Source organism: Micromonospora sp. NPDC000668 (assembly GCF_042897975.1).
GTDB lineage: Bacteria > Actinomycetota > Actinomycetes > Mycobacteriales > Micromonosporaceae > Micromonospora.
In genome coordinates, this window is the sequence record NZ_JBIAYP010000004.1 from 717952 (window position 1) to 738053 (window position 20102).

General features: G+C 73.4%; 20 protein-coding genes and 4 pseudogenes. 9 read left to right on the forward strand and 15 right to left on the reverse strand.

Going from position 1 to position 20102, the window contains the following annotated elements:
• Nucleotides 1–75: 75 nt before the first annotated feature.
• Nucleotides 76–1245, reverse strand: a complete 1170-nt coding sequence (locus ACFY29_RS24065; RefSeq protein WP_386989766.1) for a hypothetical protein — start codon at nt 1243–1245, stop codon at nt 76–78.
• A gap of 315 nt (nt 1246–1560) precedes the next feature.
• Between ACFY29_RS24065 and ACFY29_RS24070 the strand changes: the two are divergent.
• The 6 genes and pseudogenes from ACFY29_RS24070 to ACFY29_RS24095 all read left to right on the forward strand — a co-directional run bounded on the left by ACFY29_RS24070 (nt 1561) and on the right by ACFY29_RS24095 (nt 6839).
• Nucleotides 1561–1919 (forward strand): annotated as a pseudogene (locus tag ACFY29_RS24070) (YraN family protein).
• A gap of 39 nt (nt 1920–1958) precedes the next feature.
• Nucleotides 1959–2210 (forward strand): annotated as a pseudogene (locus ACFY29_RS24075) (magnesium chelatase domain-containing protein); the annotation flags it as partial.
• Nucleotides 2211–2238: 28 nt separating this feature from the next.
• Nucleotides 2239–3636, forward strand: a complete 1398-nt coding sequence (locus tag ACFY29_RS24080; protein ID WP_386989768.1) for a recombinase family protein — start codon at nt 2239–2241, stop codon at nt 3634–3636.
• 8 nt (nt 3637–3644) lie between these two features.
• Nucleotides 3645–4265: pseudogene (locus ACFY29_RS24085) on the forward strand (DNA-processing protein DprA); the annotation flags it as partial.
• An 80-nt stretch (nt 4266–4345) separates the two neighbouring features.
• Nucleotides 4346–5488 (forward strand): tyrosine recombinase XerC, encoded by a 1143-nt coding sequence (locus ACFY29_RS24090; protein WP_386989770.1) that lies wholly within the window; start codon nt 4346–4348, stop codon nt 5486–5488.
• 169 nt (nt 5489–5657) lie between these two features.
• A complete protein-coding gene (locus ACFY29_RS24095) occupies nt 5658–6839 on the forward strand; it encodes an aminotransferase class V-fold PLP-dependent enzyme (RefSeq protein WP_386989772.1) in 1182 nt (393 codons plus the stop codon).
• A 1-nt stretch (nt 6840) separates the two neighbouring features.
• Here ACFY29_RS24095 and ACFY29_RS24100 read toward each other — a convergent pair.
• Nucleotides 6841–7440: pseudogene (locus ACFY29_RS24100) on the reverse strand (murein hydrolase activator EnvC family protein); the annotation flags it as partial.
• A 141-nt stretch (nt 7441–7581) separates the two neighbouring features.
• Here ACFY29_RS24100 and ACFY29_RS24105 point away from each other — a divergent pair.
• Complete coding sequence (locus ACFY29_RS24105) at nt 7582–8214, forward strand: SAM-dependent methyltransferase (RefSeq protein ID WP_386989774.1); 633 nt, start codon at nt 7582–7584, stop codon at nt 8212–8214.
• A gap of 184 nt (nt 8215–8398) precedes the next feature.
• Nucleotides 8399–9577: a sulfite oxidase gene (locus ACFY29_RS24110; RefSeq protein ID WP_386989776.1), complete on the forward strand. Its 1179-nt coding sequence runs from the start codon at nt 8399–8401 to the stop codon at nt 9575–9577.
• A gap of 63 nt (nt 9578–9640) precedes the next feature.
• On the opposite strand, the gene ACFY29_RS24115 is transcribed toward ACFY29_RS24110, so the two are convergent.
• The 12 genes from ACFY29_RS24115 to proS form a co-directional block, all read right to left on the reverse strand.
• On the reverse strand, nt 9641–9964 hold the full coding sequence (locus ACFY29_RS24115) for a DUF2469 domain-containing protein (RefSeq protein WP_007075222.1): 324 nt from the start codon (nt 9962–9964) through the stop codon (nt 9641–9643).
• Nucleotides 9961–10773, reverse strand: coding sequence for a ribonuclease HII (locus ACFY29_RS24120; protein ID WP_355614105.1), 813 nt, complete (start codon nt 10771–10773; stop codon nt 9961–9963). The genes ACFY29_RS24115 and ACFY29_RS24120 overlap by 4 nt, the downstream gene beginning before the upstream one ends.
• Nucleotides 10767–11255 (reverse strand): NUDIX hydrolase, encoded by a 489-nt coding sequence (locus ACFY29_RS24125; RefSeq protein WP_386989779.1) that lies wholly within the window; start codon nt 11253–11255, stop codon nt 10767–10769. The genes ACFY29_RS24120 and ACFY29_RS24125 overlap by 7 nt, the downstream gene beginning before the upstream one ends.
• 48 nt (nt 11256–11303) lie before the next feature.
• A complete protein-coding gene (gene lepB / locus ACFY29_RS24130) occupies nt 11304–11939 on the reverse strand; it encodes a signal peptidase I (RefSeq protein WP_386989781.1) in 636 nt (211 codons plus the stop codon).
• 10 nt (nt 11940–11949) lie between these two features.
• Nucleotides 11950–12819, reverse strand: coding sequence for a signal peptidase I (gene lepB, locus ACFY29_RS24135; protein ID WP_386989783.1), 870 nt, complete (start codon nt 12817–12819; stop codon nt 11950–11952).
• Between the two features lie 181 nt (nt 12820–13000).
• The gene (gene rplS, locus ACFY29_RS24140) at nt 13001–13357 is read right to left on the reverse strand and encodes a 50S ribosomal protein L19 (RefSeq protein ID WP_091245871.1); all 357 of its coding nucleotides are present in this window, start codon (nt 13355–13357) and stop codon (nt 13001–13003) included.
• A gap of 143 nt (nt 13358–13500) precedes the next feature.
• Nucleotides 13501–14274, reverse strand: a complete 774-nt coding sequence (trmD, locus tag ACFY29_RS24145; protein ID WP_386989786.1) for a tRNA (guanosine(37)-N1)-methyltransferase TrmD — start codon at nt 14272–14274, stop codon at nt 13501–13503.
• A 19-nt stretch (nt 14275–14293) separates the two neighbouring features.
• The gene (gene rimM / locus ACFY29_RS24150) at nt 14294–14908 is read right to left on the reverse strand and encodes a ribosome maturation factor RimM (protein WP_386989788.1); all 615 of its coding nucleotides are present in this window, start codon (nt 14906–14908) and stop codon (nt 14294–14296) included.
• Entirely contained in the window at nt 14908–15168 is a 261-nt protein-coding gene (locus tag ACFY29_RS24155) for an RNA-binding protein (protein ID WP_172862164.1), read from the reverse strand. The genes rimM and ACFY29_RS24155 overlap by 1 nt, the downstream gene beginning before the upstream one ends.
• Complete coding sequence (gene rpsP, locus ACFY29_RS24160) at nt 15143–15673, reverse strand: 30S ribosomal protein S16 (protein ID WP_386989790.1); 531 nt, start codon at nt 15671–15673, stop codon at nt 15143–15145. The genes ACFY29_RS24155 and rpsP overlap by 26 nt, the downstream gene beginning before the upstream one ends.
• 241 nt (nt 15674–15914) lie before the next feature.
• A complete protein-coding gene (locus tag ACFY29_RS24165; protein WP_386989938.1) occupies nt 15915–16535 on the reverse strand; it encodes a DUF402 domain-containing protein in 621 nt (206 codons plus the stop codon).
• Between the two features lie 49 nt (nt 16536–16584).
• Complete coding sequence (gene proS, locus ACFY29_RS24170; protein ID WP_386989792.1) at nt 16585–17991, reverse strand: proline--tRNA ligase; 1407 nt, start codon at nt 17989–17991, stop codon at nt 16585–16587.
• A 144-nt stretch (nt 17992–18135) separates the two neighbouring features.
• Between proS and ACFY29_RS24175 the strand changes: the two genes are divergently transcribed.
• Nucleotides 18136–18738, forward strand: a complete 603-nt coding sequence (locus ACFY29_RS24175; protein ID WP_386989794.1) for a TetR family transcriptional regulator — start codon at nt 18136–18138, stop codon at nt 18736–18738.
• A gap of 246 nt (nt 18739–18984) precedes the next feature.
• Here ACFY29_RS24175 and ACFY29_RS24180 read toward each other — a convergent pair whose 3' ends face one another.
• Nucleotides 18985–20064, reverse strand: coding sequence for an amidohydrolase family protein (locus ACFY29_RS24180; RefSeq protein WP_355615357.1), 1080 nt, complete (start codon nt 20062–20064; stop codon nt 18985–18987).
• Between the last annotated feature and the right edge of the window lie 38 nt (nt 20065–20102).

The following is a 20102-nucleotide window of genomic DNA, read 5'->3' on the forward strand; positions in this document are numbered from 1 at the left end:
CACGGCCCGGTCCGACGCGGCGCGGGCCCGGCCACTCCCGAGCGGCGCGGCCAGCCCGGGAGTGGCCGCGGCGGGTCAGCCGGCGGCGAGCGCGGCGGCGACGAAGAGCACCAGGCCGGCGATCAGGTAGGCCGCCGGTGGGCGCAGCCAGCCCCGGCCGTCGGAGAGTGCCAGACCGCCGGTTCGTAGCCCATACAGCCCGGTCGCGAGGATCGGCAGACCGGCGACCAGGGCGATGCCCGTCACCACGTTCCCGGCCGACAGTGGATCACCGGTCACACCGGCCAGCAGCACCCGCAGCGCCGGGACCTCGAAGATCAGCACCAGCAGGGTGAAGAGCGCAGCCAGTGCCGGGCGGCGGGTCCGGTAGACGCCGTCGGCGACCGGCGGGTACGCCGGCGGCTCCCCCGCGGGCAGATCGCCGCCCCGGGGACCGACCGGGGCCATCGGACCGGTCGGCATCTCCAGCGGGTGCGGCTGATCGCCGCTCCGGCCCGGTTCGACGATCGGGTACCCGCCGAGCGGGGCCGGACGAGTCTGGCCGGCGAGCAGACCGGCCGCCGGGTCGCCGACGGGTGCCGCCTCGCGGGCGCCGGTCGGCGGCGTCGACTCCCGGCCGGCGACCAGCGGCGAGCCCGCCGACGCCGCGTCCCGGGCAGCCCGCCGCCCGGGTAGCTCACCGGAGACCTCCGACGGGTCACGCTCTGCCCGCCGTGAACGGGTCGCCCGGTAACCGTCGGCCTCCGGCCGGCCGTCACTCAACGGGTCGACCACGCCGAACCGTCCCGAGTCAGGCTCCGGCGTACCGAAGCGGCCAGCCTGAGCGTCGACGGCGCCGAAGCGACCGGAGTCCGGTTCCGGGGTGCCGAAGCGACCGGTGTCCACCGCGCCGAAGCGGCCAGAGTCCGGCTCTGGCGTACCGAAGCGACCGGCGTCCACCGCGCCGAAGCGGCCGGAGTCGGGCTCGCCGAGCCGGTCGGGCACCGCCGCGAACCGGCCCGAGGTGCTCTCGGGCGGCGTCAGGTCGGTCCCGGTCGAGCCGACCCGAGCCGACTCCCGGCGCCGACCCGCACCGGTGTCCTCGCCGTAGCGCCCCTCGTCGGCACCGCGCTGCTCGGGAACCTCGTCGTCCCGGTACCGCGGTTCGCCCGCGCCACGCCACTCCGACTCGCCGTAGCCGCGACCCCGCTCGTCGGGATGCCAGCGAGACTCCTGATCTTCCGGAAAGCTCCGTCGTCCGTCCACGTCCGGCACCGTATGCGACCAGCCGCGACCGCGCCATTTCAGCCCCGCCCGCCGCCACTGCTGCTGACCCCTCCACGCGTGCGGCGACGCGGTGCGGGCAGGTCACGCAAGGTGGCTGGTGACGCGGCGGCTCAGCGGCCCGGCCGCCAGAGCAGGTCCACATCGGCGAGGAACGCCAGGCGCTGATCCCGCGTTCCCACGTGCGCCTAGCACAGGGCGGGCTTGATCGTCCGGTTGTCCACAGGACGCCCGTCATCCACAGCCGTCCACCGGCAGGGTCGCGGTGTGTGTGCCTCGGGGGGCACCGTGCCGGCCATGACGAAGCGGAACCAGGCGGTCGGCGCGTACGGCGAGCGCTGTGCCACCCGGCACCTGATCGGCGCAGGACTACGGCCAATCGCCCGGAACTGGCGCTGCCCGGACGGGGAGATCGACATCATCGCCTGGACGGGCCGGTGCTCGCCTTCTGCGAGGTGAAGACCCGCCGGGGCGACGGTTTCGGCACCCCGGCCGAGGCGGTCGTGCCAGCCAAGGCCCGCCGCCTGCGCGGGCTCGCCGCGCGCTGGCTGGCCGAGACCGGGACGACCGCTGGCGAGGTGCGGTTCGACGTGCTCTCGATGCGGCTGCCCGACGCCGGTCCGGCCCGGGTCGAGCACCTGAAGGGCGCCTTCTGAGATGCGCGCTGCGGGAGAGCGGGTCGGCGGTGACGCGCCGTGAGCTACGCGAAGGTGCTCTGCGTGGGGCTGGTTGGGGTCACCGGTCACCTGGTGGAGGTGGAGGCCGACCTGGCCGCCGGCCTGCTGGCGGTGGTGATCTCGGGGCTGCCGGACACCGCCCTGCACGAGGCCCGGGACCGGGTCCGCGCCGCCGTGGTCAACTCCGGCCAGCGCTGGCCGAACCGGCGCATCACCCTGAACCTGCTGCCGGCGACGCTTCCGAAGTTCGGCTCGGCGTTCGACCTAGCGAACGTCAAGCTATGCCATACTCAGCGCCATGACGCGAGCCGCCATCTATGTTCGGATCAGCCGTGACCGCGAGGGAGGCGGCCTCGGCGTCGCCCGGCAGGAACAGGACTGCCGGGAGCTGGCCGGGCGGCACGGGCTGACCGTAGCGCAGGTTTATAGCGACAACGACCTATCCGCCTACTCGGGCAAGCCGCGCCCCGCGTACCGCCGAATGCTCGACGACATCGCTGCGGCACGCATCGACGCCGTGCTCGCCTGGCATACCGACCGACTGCACCGCTCCCCCACCGAGCTGGAGGAGTACATCTCGGCGTGCGAGCCGCGCGGCGTCCCGACCTTCACCGTCAAGGCCGGACCGCTGGACCTGAGCACACCGAGCGGTCGGATGGTCGCGCGCCAGCTCGGCGCCGTCGCCCGGTACGAGGTCGAGCACCAGGTGGAGCGTCAACAGCGCGCCAAGCAGCAGGCTGCCGCCGATGGGCGGTGGGGCGGTGGGCGCCGGCCGTACGGGTACGAGCCGGACGGCGTCACGCTCCGACCTGACGAGGCGCGGGCGGTCGCGGAGGCCACCGACGCGATCCTGTCCGGGGGAAGCTTGCGCGGCCACGCCGCAGCGATGAACGCGCGCGGGTTGGTGACGTCGACCGGCCGCGCGTGGACAGCTACTGAGCTGCGCAAGGTGCTGCTGCGCGCCCGCAACGCCGGACTCCGTGAGCACCGCGGCGAAGTCGTCGGGCCTGCCGCGTGGCCGCCGCTGGTCGACGAGGACCGCTGGCGGGCGCTCGTGTCGGTGCTGACTCACCCGGGTCGGCGCACGCAGTGGTCGTCGGCTCGCCGGTGGATGCTGAGCGGGCTGGCGCTCTGCGGCGTCTGCGGGGCGCCGGTTCGGGCAACCCTCGTGGCCACGAAGACCCGGTCGGTGCCGTCGTACACCTGCAAGGTGTCGAAATGCGTGACCCGCAACGCTTCCGAGGTCGACGCCTACGTGGCCGCGGTGGTGGTCGAGCGACTGTCGCGCCCGGACGTAGTCGACCTACTGGTGGCGTCCGGGCGCCCGGACGCCGGCGCGCTTCAGCTCGACGCGAGCGGACTACGGGAACGTCTCGACGGCCTGGCCGCTGCGTACGCCGACGGCGCGATCGACGTCCGCCAGCTGCGCGAGGGCTCGGAGCGACTGCGAGCGCGGCTGGTCGAGGTCGAAGAGCAGATGGCCGCCGCCGGACGCGGGGACGCGCTGGCCGGGCTGGTCGGCGTGGCAGACCCGGCCGCTGCCTGGAGCGCGCTCGATCTACACCGCAGGCGCGCCGCCATCGACACGCTGCTGGTGCCGACCATCAACCGCCAGAAGAAGGGCCGCCCGCGCGGCTGGACACCGGGCAGTACGTATTTCGACCCATCGACTATCGTCATTGCATGGAAGAGCTAGGAATGGCGATCGCCGGCGGCACCCTCGGCACCGTCGTGGTGGAGGCGTCGGCGCGCAGCGGCGCGACGCAGACCGCCCGGCGGGCCATCTACACAGGCCGGGCGGCCATGGTGGTGCCCGGGCCGGTGACCTCAGCGATGTCCGTCGGCGCGCACGAACTGCTCCGCGAGTTCCCCAAGGCCCGGCTGGTCACCGGGGTGGGGCACGTGCTCGAGGAGGTGGGCCGGATCGGCGCGGACCTGGCCCCGGTGGCGCGAGGCCCGCAGCGGCCGGCCGACGGGCTCGACGACGACGCCCGATCGCTGCTGGAGGCGCTTCCCCGCCGAGGCGCAATGGGCGTGGACAGGCTCGCCGCCCGAGCCGGGGTCGGGGTGCGAATCACGCTGCGCAAGCTGTCCCTCTTGGAGGAACTGTCGCTGGTCGTCCGCCGCGAGGACGGCTATGCCCTCGCCCCGCCCACTCGACCGAAGCGCGGGACGCCGACGACAGCAGCGCACGGAACGCCGACCACACCGGCGGCGACCACAGGGCCGCGGACCACCGGGGCGCCGCCGCCACTGCCGGCCGCGCCAACGACACCGGCGGTGACCACAGTGGCGCGGCCGGCGGTGGACGACGCTCGGCCGTAGGCTGGTGCCGTGCCAGCTGTCAGCGGGGATGCGCGGGCCGATCGACCGGCCCGCACCGCGACGCCGCCGGTCGGGCGGCGATGAGTCGGCCTGCCCGGGGCACCCGGGCCGTGCACCAGGAGTTGCCGCCTGCGCTGCGCGATGCGGTCGACGACTTCGCCGAGCACCTGTCCAGGGTCCGCAACCGGTCGGCGCACACCGTCCGCGCGTACGTCACCGACCTGGTCTCACTGCTCGACCATGCCGTCCGGATGGGCTGCGTCGACCTGGCCGAACTGGACCTGTCGGTGCTGCGCAGCTGGCTGGCCCGACAGCGGACCACCGGTGCCGCCCGCACGTCGCTGGCCCGGCGGGGCGCGTCGGCGAGGGCGTTCAGCGCGTGGGCGCACCGGGCAGGGCTGCTCCCCGCCGACGTGGGCGCCACGCTGGCCAGCCCTCGCGCGCACCGGGAGTTACCTTCGGTCCTGCGCGCCGACCAGGCCGCCGCCCTGGTCGAGGCACCGACCCGGCTGCCACCCGTCCCCACATCAACGCTGAAAACACCGGCCGGCCCGGCACCGGCGGGGCAGACACCGGGCCGGGCAACGCCGGGCGGGCCGACACCGACCGGGGCAACACAAAACAGGACAACACCGGGCGGGGCAACGCCGGACGGGGCAACGCCGGACGGGGCAACGCCGGATGCGACGCCTGGCACGGCAGGAGGTGCGGCGGCCGAGGCGGTCCCGTTGCGCGACCGGGTGCTGCTGGAACTGCTCTACGCCACCGGGGTGCGGATCAGCGAGGCCTGCGGGTTGGACGTCGGAGACGTCGACCACGGCCGCCGGGTGATCCGGGTGTTCGGCAAGGGCGGGCGGGAGCGCTCGGTGCCGTACGGGGTGCCGGCACAGCGGGCGCTGGATGACTGGCTGAGTCGGGGGCGCCCGATTCTGGCCGGTGCCCGTTCGGGTGACGCGCTGCTGGTCGGTGCCCGGGGCGGCCGGCTCAACCCGACCACCGCGCGGCAGATCGTCGGCGGGTACGCCGAGGCCACCGGCCTGCCCCGGACGAGCCCGCACGGGCTGCGCCACTCCGCCGCCACCCATCTCCTGGAGGGCGGCGCGGACCTGCGCGCCGTGCAGGAGCTGCTCGGCCACTCGTCGCTGGCCAGCACACAGATCTACACGCACGTCTCGGTGGAGCGGCTACGCGCTGCCTACCGCCAGGCCCACCCCCGCGCCTGACCCCGGGCGGGCCGGCTCCGCGTTGACGCAGCCCGGCAGATGCAACAGCGAACGCCACCAGCGGCCGCAGCCAGCGGAGGGCAGCCAGCGGAGCCACGGCCGTTCGGCGCCGGCCCTGCCTGGTTGGCGAACCGCTCGGTGATGATCGACCGGCGGTTACGCTCATCGGGTGAGCGTCCCGCAACCCCCCGAGCCGATCCCGGGCGCCCGCCTGCTGTTCGCCCTCGACCCGGCGGTCAGCCATCTCAACCACGGCTCGTTCGGGGCGGTGCCGATCGGCGTGCAGCGCGCCCAGCAGCGCCTGCGCGACGAGATGGAGAGCAACCCGCTGCGCTTTTTCACCCAGGGGCTGGTCGATCGGATCGCGCACACCCGCCGGCACCTCGCCGGGTTCCTGGGTGCCGACCCGGATGGCAGCGCCCTGGTCGGCAACACCACCACCGGCGTCGCCGTGGTGCTCCAGTCGCTGGGCCTGCAACCCGGTGACGAGGTGCTCAGCACCGACCACGGGTACGGGGCGGTGAGCCTGGCCATCCAGCGGGAGTGCCGCCGGACGGGCGCGGTCAGCCGGGTCCTGCCGGTCCCGCTGGCCGCCACCGACGAGCAGGTGGTGCAGACCATCCGTGCCGGCCTGCGCCCCGGGCGGACCCGGCTGCTCGTCGTCGATCAGCTCACCTCGGCCACCGCCAAGCTCTTCCCGACCGCCGCCATCGTCGGGGTGGCCCGTGAACACGGCGTGCCGGTGCTGGTGGACGCCGCGCACGCGCCGGGCATGCTGCCGACCCCGGTGAGCAGCATCGGTGCCGACTTCTGGGCGGGCAACCTGCACAAGTGGGGGTACGCCCCCCGCGGGACCGCCCTGCTAGCGGTGGCCGAGACGTGGCGGGACCGGATCGAGCCGCTGGTGGTCTCCTGGGAGCAGGACTCCGGCTTCCCGGCCCGGATCGAGTGGCAGGGCACCCTCGACTACACCTCCTGGCTGGCCGCCCCGGCGGGCCTGTTCACGTTGCGCAGTCTCGGCGTCGACCGGGTGCGGGCGCACAACGCCGCGCTCGCCGCGTACGGCCAGCGGGTGGTGGGCGACGCGCTGGGGGTGTCCCCCGCCCACCTGCCCGACCCGGGCGGACCGGGGGTTGCTCTGCGTCTCATTCCGCTGCCAGCTGGCACGGCTACCACCATCGACGCTGCGCGGGCGCTGCAGACGCGGATCGGCGAGCGGTTGGCTGCCGAGGTGGCGGTGACGAACTGGAACGGGCGGGGGTGGCTGCGGCTCGCCGGTCAGGTCTACAACACCGCCGACGAGTACGAGCGGTTGGCAGTGCGGCTGCCGGCGCTGCTCGCCCAGCGCTGACCCCTCCGAGGGGGAGCAGTCGGACCGGTCCGAGGCCGAGCAGGGCCAGCGGGTCGAGGTATTCCGTGCCTCGGCGCAGCCCCCAGTGCAGGCAGACCACGGCCGGGCAGCCCGGATGCCCGGGCAGCAGGTCGCCCAGTGGCGCACCGGCGGTGACCGGCTGGCCGGGGCGTACCGCCGGGCGCACCGGCTCGTGGGTGGTCCGCAGCCCGCCGGCGTGCCCGACGGTGACCACCGGTCGACCGGCCACCGGGCCCGCGAAGAGCACGGTGCCTGGCCCGGCGCTGCGGACCACCGCTCCGGGCGGGGCGGCCAGGTCCACCCCCCGGTGCCCGGCCAGCCACGGTCGGGGCGGCGGGTCGAACCGGCGGACCGGGCGGGGCGGCCCGTCGACCGGCCAACGGAACCGCCCCGGCCCGGCGTCGGCCGGGACGGACGCCACCACCGCGACCGGCACGACCGGTGCCGGTGGACGACCGGGCACAGCCGCGACCAGCAGCGCGAGGCAGCAGAGCTGGATGGTGAGCGCGAGTGGAAAGGCGGCGTAGAGCAGCACGGTGCGGCGGATCGAGCCGGTACGCGGGGCGGATGGCGGTCGCATGACGGCAGCCTCCGACCGGCCCCGGTCGCCCACCACCCCGGGCGGCCGAGCTGTGGATGACCGGCGGTGCTGTGGACGACCACCCGAAGCCGTCGACGATCTGCTATGTCAGAGCCGCCCGAGGCTCCATAGGCTGGGCGGATGAACCGGGACTGGCTCGCCTGGCACAGCGACTACGACCAGCCGGGTTCGGCGCTGGCCGCCCGGCTGGCCGAGGTGCGGGGTCAGGTCCGGGCTGCCCTGGACCGGGCGCCGGCCGGGCCGCTGCGGGTGGTCAGCGCCTGCGCTGGCCAGGGTCGGGACCTCATCCCGGTCCTCGCCATGCACCCCCGCCGCGACGACGTGACCGCCCGCCTGGTCGAGCTGGACCCGCGCAACGCCGCAGTGGCCGTGGACGCCGCCGAGGCGGCCGGTCTCACCGGCGTGCAGGTGGTGGTCGGCGACGCGGCGGTGACCGACGCGTACGCCGATCTGGCCCCGGCCGACCTGGTGCTGCTCTGCGGGGTGTTCGGCAACGTCTCGGACGCCGACGTCCGGGCCACCATCGGACACAGCGCCGCGCTCTGCGCGAGTGGCGGCACGGTGATCTGGACGCGGCATCGGCGTGAGCCCGATCTGGTGCCCACCATCTGTGACTGGTTCGCGCAGGAGGGGTTCGCCCCGGTCGCGGTCGGTACCCCGGCGGACGGGGTCGGCGTCGGCGTGCACCGCCAGCTCGGCCGTCCCCGGCCGCTGCCGCCCGGGGTGACGATGTTCCACTTCCTCCCCCGCTGACCCTGCCCGACCACGCCGCCGACCCGCCAATCTGCCGCTCCCGTTGCCCGAGCGGCCGGCCCTGCTGCCGGAACTCCCGCCGCTCGGGGAGGCCGCGCACGGGGCAGTGCTGGGACCTTCGCGGAGGGCCTAGGCTGGGCCGCGAGCGCGGCGCAGCGCCGCCGCACGGACCGGGGAGGCCCACATGACCGTTGTCGATGACCGGAAGTCGGGGCCGGGCAAGGACGACAGCACGCCGTACCCCGGGGCCGTCGGCGCGCCCACGGTGGCCGACGTGAGCGGCCCGTCCCGGCTGGCCGAGGCGGACGAGGCGATCAGTGCCGAGGAGTTGCAGCTCGCGGCTCGCAACCACGGCATCCCGTTGGAGGCGCTGCGCTACGACGTCACCCCGGCCGGGCTGCACTACCTGCTCATCCACTACGACATCCCGGAGCTGGACCCGGACACGCACGCGCTGACCGTCGGCGGTGCGGTGGACCGGCCGCTGACCGTCACCCTGGCCGAGTTGCGCGAGCGGCCCCGGGTCACCCAGCAGGTCACCCTGGAGTGCGCCGGCAACGGTCGGGCCCTGCTGCACCCCCGGCCGGTCAGCCAGCCCTGGCTGGTTGAGGCGGTCGGCAACGCCGAGTGGACCGGCACCCCGCTGGCGCCGCTGCTGCGCGAGGCGGGTCTCGGGCCGGACGCGGTCGACGTGGTCTTCACGGGCGCCGATCACGGCGTCGAGCGCGGGGTGGAGCAGGACTACCAGCGGGCGCTGCCGGTCGCCGACGCGCTGCGTGAGGAGGTGCTGCTGGCGTACGAGATGAACGGGTCTCCCCTGCTGCCGCAGCACGGCGCGCCGCTGCGGCTGATCGTGCCGGGCTGGTACGGCATGGCGCACGTCAAGTGGGTCCACTCGATCGACGTCCGGACCGAGCCGTTCGAGGGCTACCAGAACGCGGTGGCGTACCGGGTGCGCCGTGACGCCGACGACCCGGGGGTGCCGGTCACCAGGATCGAGCCGCGCGCGCTGGTCCGCCCGCCCGGCTTCCCCGACTTCATGTCCCGCCGTCGGGTGCTTCGGGCTGGACCGTGCACTCTGGACGGTCGGGCCTGGTCGGGGCACGCGCCGGTGGTCGCCGTGGAGGTGACCACCGACGGCGGGGCGAGTTGGGCACCGGCCGAGCTGGACCCGGCGGAGGGCGGGGATTTCGCCTGGCGGCGGTGGCGCCACGAGTGGACCGCGACGCCGGGCCGGTACGTGCTCGGCGCGCGGGCGACCGACGCGTCCGGGCGGACCCAGCCGGTCGAGCAGCCGTGGAACCGTGGCGGCTTCGCCAACAACCTGGTGCAGCGGGTCGAGGTCGTGGTGCCGGCCGAGTGACCGGTCGCGAGGGCTACGCCACGGGTGGGGGGCCCGTGGTACGCCCGGGCGGGACGGGCGCGGTCAGCCGCCGAAGCCGGAGTCGGCGGGCAGCGAGATGTCGGGCTTCTCCAGCTCCTCGACGTTGACGTCCTTGAAGGTCATCACCCGGACGTTCTTCACGAAGCGGGCAGGACGGTACATGTCCCACACCCAGGCGTCGTGCATCTCGACCTCGAAGTAGACCTCGCCGTCGGAGTTGCGCACGTGCAGGTCGACCTGGTTGGCCAGGTAGAACCGGCGTTCCGTCTCCACCACGTAGGAGAACTGGCGGACAATGTCGCGGTACTCCCGGTAGAGCTGCAGCTCCATCTCGGTCTCGTACTTCTCGAGATCTTCCGCGCTCATCGCACTCCGCCTTCCATGACCACATCTTCCCCCACCGGCGCCGGAGGCCGAGGCTGCTCGCCCAACGCCACGCCGACGGTACCCCCTGACGCCCAGGAGCGCTCCATCGGCTCGTCCGCGCCGGGACCGACGGGCCGACGGGCGCGCGGCGGCCGGCCGTCACGGCCGGAGATCGCGGCGACATTGATGTACGAGAACCGGTGCTCCCGGCACGGCCCGTGCTCCCGCAGCGCCGCGGTGTGCTCCGGGGTGATGTAGCCCTTGTGCTCGGCGAAACCGTACGCCGGGAACACCCCGTCCAGCTCCACCATGATCCGATCCCGGGTGACCTTGGCGAGCACGCTGGCCGCCGCCACGCAGGCGGCCACCCGGTCGCCCTTCCACACCGCCAGCCCCGGCACGCCCAGGCCGTCCACACCAAAGCCGTCGGTCAGCACGTACTCCGGCCGGGTGGTGAGCGAGGCGAGCGCCCGGCGCATCGCGGCCAGGTTGCACACGTGCAGACCTCGGGAGTCGACCTCGTCGGCCGGAATGACCACCACGGCGTACGCCAGTGCGCGGTCCACGACCTCCGCGTACACCCGCTCCCGGCTGGCCGGGGTCAGCAGCTTGGAGTCGGCCAGCTCGTCGATCTCGCCGCGCCGCCCCTCGGGGAGGATCGCCGCGGCGGCGACCAGTGGACCGGCGCACGCGCCTCGGCCGGCCTCGTCGGCCCCGGCCACCTGCCGGAAGCCGCGCCGTTGCAGCGCCCGCTCCAAGGCGTACAGCCCGGCCTCCCGGCGCACGACGGTGCGCGGCGGGGTCAGCACGACGCCTCGTCCCGGCCGGCGCCGGCGGTCGGGCGCAGGAGCCGCGTCAGCAGGGCTGGCAGCTCGGCCGGGTAGTACCGCTCACCGCTGGCCGCCAGCTCATCCGGCGGCCACCACCGGTGACCGGCGATGCTGCGCTGCTCGATGTCGTCGAAGCCCGCGGTGTCCACCTGCCACGACGGCACCCGGAGCAGGAAGAAGTCCTGCTGCTGGCGGTACCACCTGCCGTCGAACGGAAACTCGGTGGTGTCGGACCAGACCGGCTCGCCCAACTCGGCGGGGTCGAGCCGCAACCCGGTCTCCTCGGCCAACTCCCGGGCCGCGCCGGCCGCGGGCGACTCTGCCGGATCCAGCCCGCCGCCCGGCGTGAACCAGTAGCGGTGCCCGGGGCGGGCCGGGTCGAAGCCGTGAAAGAGCAGGACCCGGCCGGCCGCGTCGACGAGCAGCACGCGGGCCGCGCGTCGAGGGGTGTAGACGGTCACCGCCCCAGCCTGCCAGACCGACGGCGGATCGCCCACGCCCCGGTCGGCCTACGGCTTCGGGATGCCCTCGAACTGCTCCGGCACGGTCAGCCAGGTCGCCCGGTTGACCGGCCAGAAGACGGTGAACGCCCGCCCGACCACCTCGTCCTCGGGGATGGTGGCATCGGTGATGTTCTGCCCGGACTGCTGCCAGTGCTCCAGCGAGTCGCCCGAGGCCGAGCGGTGGTCGCCCATCACCCACAGCCGACCCTTCGGCACGGTGATGTCGAACTCCTGGTCGGCCGGCTTGTCGCGAATCCCCTTCGACGAGAAGATGTACGGCTCGTCCAGCGACTTGCCGTTGATCATCAGCCGTTCCTGCGGGTCGCAGCAGACCACATGGTCGCCACCGACACCGATCACCCGCTTGATGAAGTCCTCGCCCTTGGGGTTGCCGCTCCACTCGATCGGAGCCTTGAACACGATCACCTCGCCGCGATGCGGTGATCGGAAGTCATAGACCAGCTTGTTGACCAGCACCCGGTCATCGATCTTGAGAGTGTTCTCCATGGACGGGGAGGGGATGAAGAAGGTCTGCAGCACGAAGGCGCGGACCAGCACCGCGACCAGGATCGCCACACCCAGCAGGATCGGCAGCTCCTTCCAGAAGGAGCTGCGGGGCTTGTCGGTCTGCTCGTCAATCACGCCAAGGAGCCTACGTTGCCGGACTGGACGGCACCGTCCGGAACGCGCGAGAACCACGCAGCACGGCTACCAACGGAAGAAGCAGCAGCACACCGCCCTGCGGAGTCGGTCGGACCGGGGGCGCCCCGGAGGACGCGGCGGTCGGCCCGGCCACGTCGTCGAACGTCGACGGCACCGACAGCGCGTTCCACCGGGAGGACGGCCAGACCACCATGAAGGCCCGGCCCACCACGTTGTCGATCGGCACCGGGCCCTGGCAGCGCGCGTCCTGGGAGACCTCCCGGTGGTCGCCCATCACGAAGATCTGGCCGGGTGGTACGACCACCTCGTCGAAGCGCCGGGAGCGGCACTCCCCCGGGTTGGGTGGCAGGTCCAGCGGGGAGTCCCGCAGCACGTACGGCTCGTCGAGCGGGGTGCCGTTGACGGTGACCCGGCCCTGGCTGTCGCAGCACTTGATCCGGTCGCCGGGGAGGCCGATCACCCGCTTGATGAAGTCCTTCTCACCGGGGCGGCTCACCCCGACCAGGTCGCCGACTGTCCGGGTGAGCTTGCCGGCGAAGCCCGGCTCGGGCTGCTCGTCGACCTGCGGCGCCCAGCGGTCGGTGCCCCGGAAGACGACCACCTCGCCACGCACCGGGTCGCGGACGTCGTAGACGACCTTGTTGACCAGCACCCGGTCACCGATCAGGAGGGTGTCCTCCATCGAGCCGGACGGAATGAAGAACGCCTGGAGCAGGAAGGTGCGGATCAGCACCGCGAGGCAGAACGCGACGACCAGCAGCAGCGGCAGCTCCTGCCAGAGGGGCATCTGCCGGCGGGTGCGCCGGGCCCGTCGGCGCCACGGATCGACGGTGCCGTCCTCGTCAAGCGTCTGCACCACGCCACTCCCCGGTCCGCAGATACACAACCGCCCGGGAGCCTCGTTGAGGCTCCACGGGCGGTTGTGGACGGCTGCCCGCCACGTGGGCGGGGCCGCCGCCTCGCTGCGCCCGTACGACCAGGGTAGTGCGGTCCGGTCGGTACGGCATACGCGCAGTTCAGGCGGCGTGGCGAGCGTGAAGTCAGCTGGGCTGCTTCTCCCGCTTCTCCTTGATCTTGGCCTTCTTGCCGCGCAGCTCGCGCAGGTAGTACAGCTTGGCGCGACGCACGTCACCGCGGGTCACGATCTCGATCCGGTCGATGCCCGGGCCGTTGATCGGGTAGGTCCGCTCGACGCCGACACCGAAGCTGACCTTGCGGACCGAGAAGGTCTCGCGCAGTCCGTCACCCTGGCGGCGGATGACGACGCCCTGGAAGATCTGGACACGGGACCGGTTGCCCTCGACGACCCGGGCGTGCACCTTGACGGTGTCACCGGCCCGGAAGTCGGGAAGGTCGGTCCGCTTCGACTGGGCGTCAAGGGCGTCCAGGATGTTCATCGCTGCGTCCTCGTAAGGCTCACGGCGCACCGTCACTCGGCGCGCGGGTGGGTGATTCTGATCTCCGGGTGGTGGTCGGCGAGCCGACCCCGGTCGGGGATCCTCGCAACCGCCCGCGGGCGCGGACGGATGCGGCAACCCCTCTACTTTGCCACATCATCCGGTGGCGACTGAAATCCGGCCCGGTCCAGCGCCGCGATGTCCCGTTTGTCGAGCTGATCGGGCGGCAGGGCGGCGAGCAGGTCCGGGCGCCGGGCGGCGGTGCGTAGCAGCCCCTCCTCGCGCCGCCAGCGGGCGATCTTCCCGTGGTCGCCGGAGCGGAGCACCTCCGGCACCTCGTGCCCGCGCCAGCTCGGCGGCTTGGTGTAGATCGGTGCCTCCAGCAGCCCGTGCGCGTGCGACTCCTCGTCCAGCGAGCCGGCGTTGCCCAGCACGCCGGGCAGCAGCCGGGTGACCGCCTCCAGGATCACCAGCACCGCCACCTCGCCGCCGAAGAGCACGTAGTCGCCGAGCGACACCTCGGTGACCGGCATCCGGGTCGCGGCGTGCGCCAGCACCCGCTGGTCGATCCCCTCGTACCGGCCGCAGGCGAAGAGCAGGTGCGGCTCGGCGGCCAGCTCGTAGGCCATGGCCTGGGTGAACTGGGCACCGGCCGGTGAGGGCACCAACAGCCGGGGCGGCGGGGCCTCGGCCGGCGCGAGCGCATCCAGCGCCTCACCCCACGGCTCCGGGCGCATCACCATTCCCGGCCCGCCGCCGTAGGGGGTGTCGTCGACCGTGCGGTGCACGTCGTGGGTCCAGGTCCGCAGGTCGTGCACGGCGAGCTTGAGTACGCCGTTGGCCCGGGCACGCCCGATGAGCGACAGGTCCAGCGGAGCGAAGTACTCCGGAAAGATCGACACGACGTCGACGCGCATGCGGGGGTGCTCCAGCGGGCTAGAGATCGAGCAGTCCGGCCGGCGGGTCGACGATCACACGTCCACCGGCCAGGTCGACCTCCGGAACGATCGCCCGGACGAACGGGATCAGCGCGGTACGCCCCTCGGGGCGCCGCAGCACCAGCAGGTCAGAGGAGGGCGCGTGGTCGATCCGGGCCACCTCGCCCAGCCGCTCACCGGTTGGGGTGACCACGGCCAGCCCGACCAGCTGGTGGTCGTGGAACTCCTCCGGGTCCTCCGGCGGCTCCACGTCGGCGCTGTCCACCACGAGCAGGGTGCCGCGCAGCGCCTCGGCGCCGTCGCGGTCCAGTACGCCGTCGAACGCCACGAGCATCCGCCCCTGGTGCCAGCGGGCCGCCTCGATGGTCAGCTCCGCCGGGACCCGGAACAGCACCCCGGGCCCGTCCGCCGGCTCGGGCGGCGGAACCGCCCCCGACTCAGTGCGCAGCACACCAGTGCTCCGCTCGGATGCAGTCGGGGGCGTCGCCCCCGGCTCAGTGCGGAGCACTGTGCCAGGGGCGAACCGCGCTTCGGGCTCGTCGGTCCGCACTTCCACGGTGACCTCACCGCGGACGCCGTGCGGCTTGCCGATCCTGCCAATGACGAGCTGCATCAGTACGAGTCGACGATGTCGACGCGTACCCCGCGCCCGCCGATGGAGCCGATCACCTGGCGCAGCGCCTTGGCGGTCCGGCCGGACCGCCCGATCACAGTGCCGAGGTCCTCGGGGTGCACGCGGACTTCCAGCCGCTTGCCCCGACGGGAATCGACCATCCGCACCCGGACGTCGTCCGGGTGGTCGACGATGCCCTTGACCAGGTGCTCCAACGCCGGACGCAGAGGCATGTCAGGCCTGCTCACCGGCGTCGGCAGCGGCGGCCGGGGCCTCGGCCGGAGCCTCGGTCTTCGGAGCCTCGGCCGGGGCCTCGGTCTTCGGAGCCTCGGCCGGGGCCTCGGTCTTCGGAGCCTCGGTCTTCGGGGCCTCGGTGGCCTTGGCGGCCTTCTTGGCCGGCTTGGCCGGGGCCTCCGGGGCGAGCCCGGCGGCGGCCTTCGCCTCAGCCTCGTACGCCGCCTTGCGGTCGGCCCGCTCGGGGGCGACCAGCAGCGGCGGCGGGGCCGGCAGGCCCTTGAACTTCTGCCAGTCACCGGTCAGCTCCAGCAGCCGCTGCACCGCCTCGCTCGGCTGAGCGCCGACGGACAGCCAGTACTGGACCCGCTCCGACTTGACCTCGATGACCGAAGGGTCCTCCTTCGGCTGGTACACCCCGACGAACTCGATCGCCCGACCGTCACGCTTGGTGCGCGAGTCGGCGATGACGATGCGGTACTGCGGGTTGCGGATCTTACCCATCCGCAGGAGCCGGATCTTTACGGCCACAGTTGTTTCGCTCCTGTTGCGATCTCACCAGCCCGGCACGGGCGGTGTGTATGGGTGAGCGCCGACGGCACAGTGGGGTTGGGCCGGAGACCACTCGGTGGACTGGCAACGCGCCTGGGTTAGAGGGCGCCGGACGCGCGCCGGATACCAGCGACCCATTCTGCCAGATCCGACGCCGATCTCTCGCACCGGACCCGGACACCGCGCCCGGCTCACCCCGGCCGGTGACCGGGGACACCTCTCAGCGCACCGGCGGGCGGTCCCATCCCGGCGGCAGTTCGTCCGGTACGTCCCAGTCATCCGGAGGTGCGAAGTCGCACCAGGTGCCGTCGAACGGGAACTCACCCGCCTCGGCGAGCGCGATCACCCGCTCCCCCTCGGCCCGGACCGCCTTCTCGTCGGTCACCCAGTAGTCGTCGGGGAAGGCGAGACGCTCGACGAACTCATCCTCGTCCTTCCACTGCCAACTGCGATCCGGGCGGACCAGCACGTCGAGGTCCTGGTCCACCACGTCGACTCCGGCCACCGGGCCGTCGTCCCAGCGGACGCCGGGCTCCTCCAGGTTGACGTACCAGTGGGCGAACCGGCCGTGCTCGTCGCGGAACCACCAGACGGAGTGCGCCGCCCCGGTGGGCAGGAACTTCAGCAGCGGTGGCCCGTTCCAGCGGCCGTGCGCCAGTCGGTACGTCGACGAGATCCACTGGGCGAACGGCATCGCCCGCATCCCCAGCCCCGCCTCGGTGACCTCGTGGGCCACCGGCGAGTCCCGGGCGATCCAGACCAGCAGCCCGCGCTCGTCGTCGCTGACCACCCGGCCCGGCCGGACCCACCCGATCCGGCCGTGCCGCACGTTGCGGTGCATGATCAGCCGACCCGGCACGAACCGGTCGGCGGGGCCGCTCGGACGCACCTCAGTAGGCGCGGGCGAGGATCGCGACCAGGTCGGGCTCGTCCTCGGAATCCGGCACCGAGCCATCGGCGCGAAGCAGGCAGCGCACCGTGACGCCCTGGCCGTTCGCCTCGGCCTCGCCGGCCACGCCAACCGCCGACCACGGCACCCGCGCCCAGCCGGTCGCGGCGGCCTCGATCGCCTCGGCGAGGGTGGCCACCTCCACCGTGCGCGACTCCCGGTTGGCCAGCGCCTGGTCGTGCAGCACCTGCTGGTCGGTCTCCAGGGCGGCGAGCACCGCGCCGACCACGTCGGCCACCGGCGTGGGGGCCTTCGATCCGTCGGTACGGCGCACCACCACCGCGTTGCCGGCGGCCAGGTCGCGGGGGCCGACCTCGACGCGTACCGGATAACCGCGCAGCTCGGCGTCGACGGCCCGGCGGCCGAACGGGGTGTCGGTCCGGTCGTCGAGCGCGACCCGGACACCGGCGTCGCGCAGGCCGTCGCGCAGCTTGGCCGCCGCCTCGCGCACCCCGTCGCCGTCCTTGACCACCATGACGTACGCCTGCACCGGCGCCAGCTTCGGCGGCACGCGCAGGCCGTTGTCGTCACCGTGGGCCATGATCAGGCCACCGAGCATCCGGGTCGACGTGCCCCAGGAGGTGGTCCAGGCGTGCTCCCGACCGCCCTCGGCCGAGGAGTAGCTGATGTCGAACGCCTTGGAGAAGTTCTGGCCCAGCTCGTGGCTGGTGCCCAACTGGAGCGCCTTGCCGTCGCCCATCATGCCTTCGCAGGTGTACGTGGCGGTCGCACCGGCGAACCGCTCGCGGGCCGTCTTCAGGCCCACCACCACCGGGATGCCGATCACGTTGACCATCAGGTCCTCGTACGCCTCGTGCAGGATCCGCCGGGCGTAGGCCCGGGCGTCCTCGCGGGTGGCGTGCGCGGTGTGCCCCTCCTGCCAGAGGAACTCACTGGTACGCAGGAAGATCCGCGGGCGCAGCTCCCAGCGGACCACGTTGGCCCACTGGTTGAGCAGCAGCGGCAGGTCCCGGTACGAGTCGATCCACTTGGCCATGAACTCGCCGATCACCGTCTCGCTGGTGGGACGCACCACCACCGGCTCGGCGAGCTGCTTGCCGCCACCGTGGGTGACCACCGCCAGCTCCGGCGAGAAGCCCTCGACGTGCTGGGCCTCACGCTTGAGGTAGCTCTCGGGGATGAACAGCGGGAAGTACGCGTTCTCCGCGCCGGCCGCCTTGATCCGGGCGTCCATCTCGGCCTGCATCCGCTCCCAGATGGCGTAGCCGGCCGGTCGGATGACCATCGTGCCGCGGACCGGGCCATTGTCGGCCAGCTTCGCCTTGGCGATCAGGTCCTGGTACCAGCGGGGGAAGTCCTCCGCGCGGGGAGTGAGCACGCGTGCCATGACCGCATATCCTATGCGTCGCACGGAGGGCCGCCGCGTCCGGGAGGCGCCGCGCCGCGCCGGGCGGTGTTCCGCACCCACTCGTCGCGGCGACTGTGTCGGCCCCTGGGCGCGCTGCCGGGGCGACCGTACACTTCGACCACCATGACTGCATCGACGGACTCACCGCGACAGCGACTGCGGGACACGATCGTGGACGCCGCCCGCGCGCGGACCATCGCCGCCGGCTGGGACGCGGTCCGGATGGGTGGGGTGGCCACCGCGGCCGGGGTGAGCCGGCAGACCGTCTACAACGAGTTCGGCAGCAAGGCCGGCCTGGCCGAGGCGCTCGCCCGACAGGAGGTCGACCGGTTCGTCGGCGACGTCCGGGCCGCGCTGGTCGCGAACGGTCCCGACGTCCGGGCCGGCGCGTACGCGGCGATCGCGCACACCCTCGCCGCGGCGGCGGACAACCCGCTGGTCAAGGCGATCCTGACGAGCGCCCGGGGCGGCTCGGACGAGCTGCTGCCGTACCTGACCACCCGGGCCGAGGTGGTGCTCACCGAGGCGTCCGGCGCGCTGATCGAGTGGGTCGGCGACTACCTGCCGGACGCCGACCCGGCCGCGCTGGCCTTCGCCACCGACACCATCGTCCGCCTGGTGGTGAGCCACATCGTGCTCCCCCGGGACCCGATCGACCAGACCGCCGCGGCCCTGGCCGACCTGGCCGTGCGTCTCTTCATGACGGCCGCCCGCGCGCCCCGCTGACCCCCACGGACCAGCCCGGCGGCACCGCGCCGCCCACAAGATCACCCCGCGCGGCGCGCCGCCGCCTCCAACAAGATCATCCCGCGCGCGGCGCCGCCGCCCCGCAAGGCCACCCACCGTGGGGCGCTCGCTGCCACCCCGCAAGATCACGCTGCTTCCTGGATGTAGTGGCATCCTCATGACGCCGAGGCCACTACATCCAGGATCGAGCGCGATCTTGCAGTGCAGTGCACGCGCGCGTGTGTGTCAGCGGATGACGTGGCCGCGGAGGATGGTGCGGGACGGGGCGCGGACGACGCGCAGGTCGTGGCGGGGGTCCTCGGGGTAGACGGTCAGGTCGGCGAGGCCGCCCTCGACCAGGCCGGGGAAGCCGAGCCACTCCCGGGCGCCCCAGGAGGCGGCGGCGAGCACGTCGAGCGGTGCCATTCCGGCCCGTTCGTGCAGCAGCAGCATCTCCTCGGCGGCCAGCCCGTGGTCGATGCCACCGCCCGCGTCGGTGCCCACGTAGATCGGCACGCCCGCCTCGTGCGCGGCCCGCACCACCTCGGGGAAACGGTCCCGCAGCGCCAGCATGTGCTCGGCGTACCCGGGGAACTTGTCCCGCGCCTGCTCGGCGATCCCGCCGAAGGTGGCAATGTTGATCATCGTGGGGATCAGCGCGGTGCCCTGGCGGGCCATCTCGTCGATCAGGTCGAGGCTCAGCCCCGTGCCGTGCTCCACCGAGTCCACCCCGGCCCGCACCATGATCTCCACGGCCGACTCGGAGAAGGTGTGCACCGCCGCGCGTACCCCGGCGTCGTGCGCGGCCCGCACGGCCGCGGTGAGGGTGTCCGCGTCCCAGGCCGGCGCCAGGTCGCCCACTCCGCGGTCGATCCAGTCGCCGACCAGCTTGACCCAGCCGTTGCCGGCGCGCGCCTGCGCGGTCACCGTGGCCGCCACCTCGGCCGCGCCGACCTCCACCCCGATGTCGCGCAGATAGCGCTTCGGCGGCGCCACGTGCCGGCCGGCGCGGGCCAGTCGCGGCAGGCCCGGCTCGTCGTCCAACTCGGGGTACGGGTACGGCGAGCCGGCGTCGCGGATCGCCAGCACCCCGGCGTCCCGGTCGACATGGGCCAGCTCGCGGGCCTGGTCCAGGGAGGTGATCGGCGCCCCACCACGGGCGATGCCGATGTGACAGTGCGCATCGACCAGCCCCGGCAGGACGAAGCCACCGTCGGAGACCGTCTCCGCTCCGGGCACCGGAGTGAAGGTCACCCGGTCGCCGACCAGCCAGAGATCCCGGACCTCGTCGTCGGGAAGCAGCACACCGCGCACATGAAGAGCCATGTGCACAGTCCTACCGGATCATCCCGTCGTCCGCGATG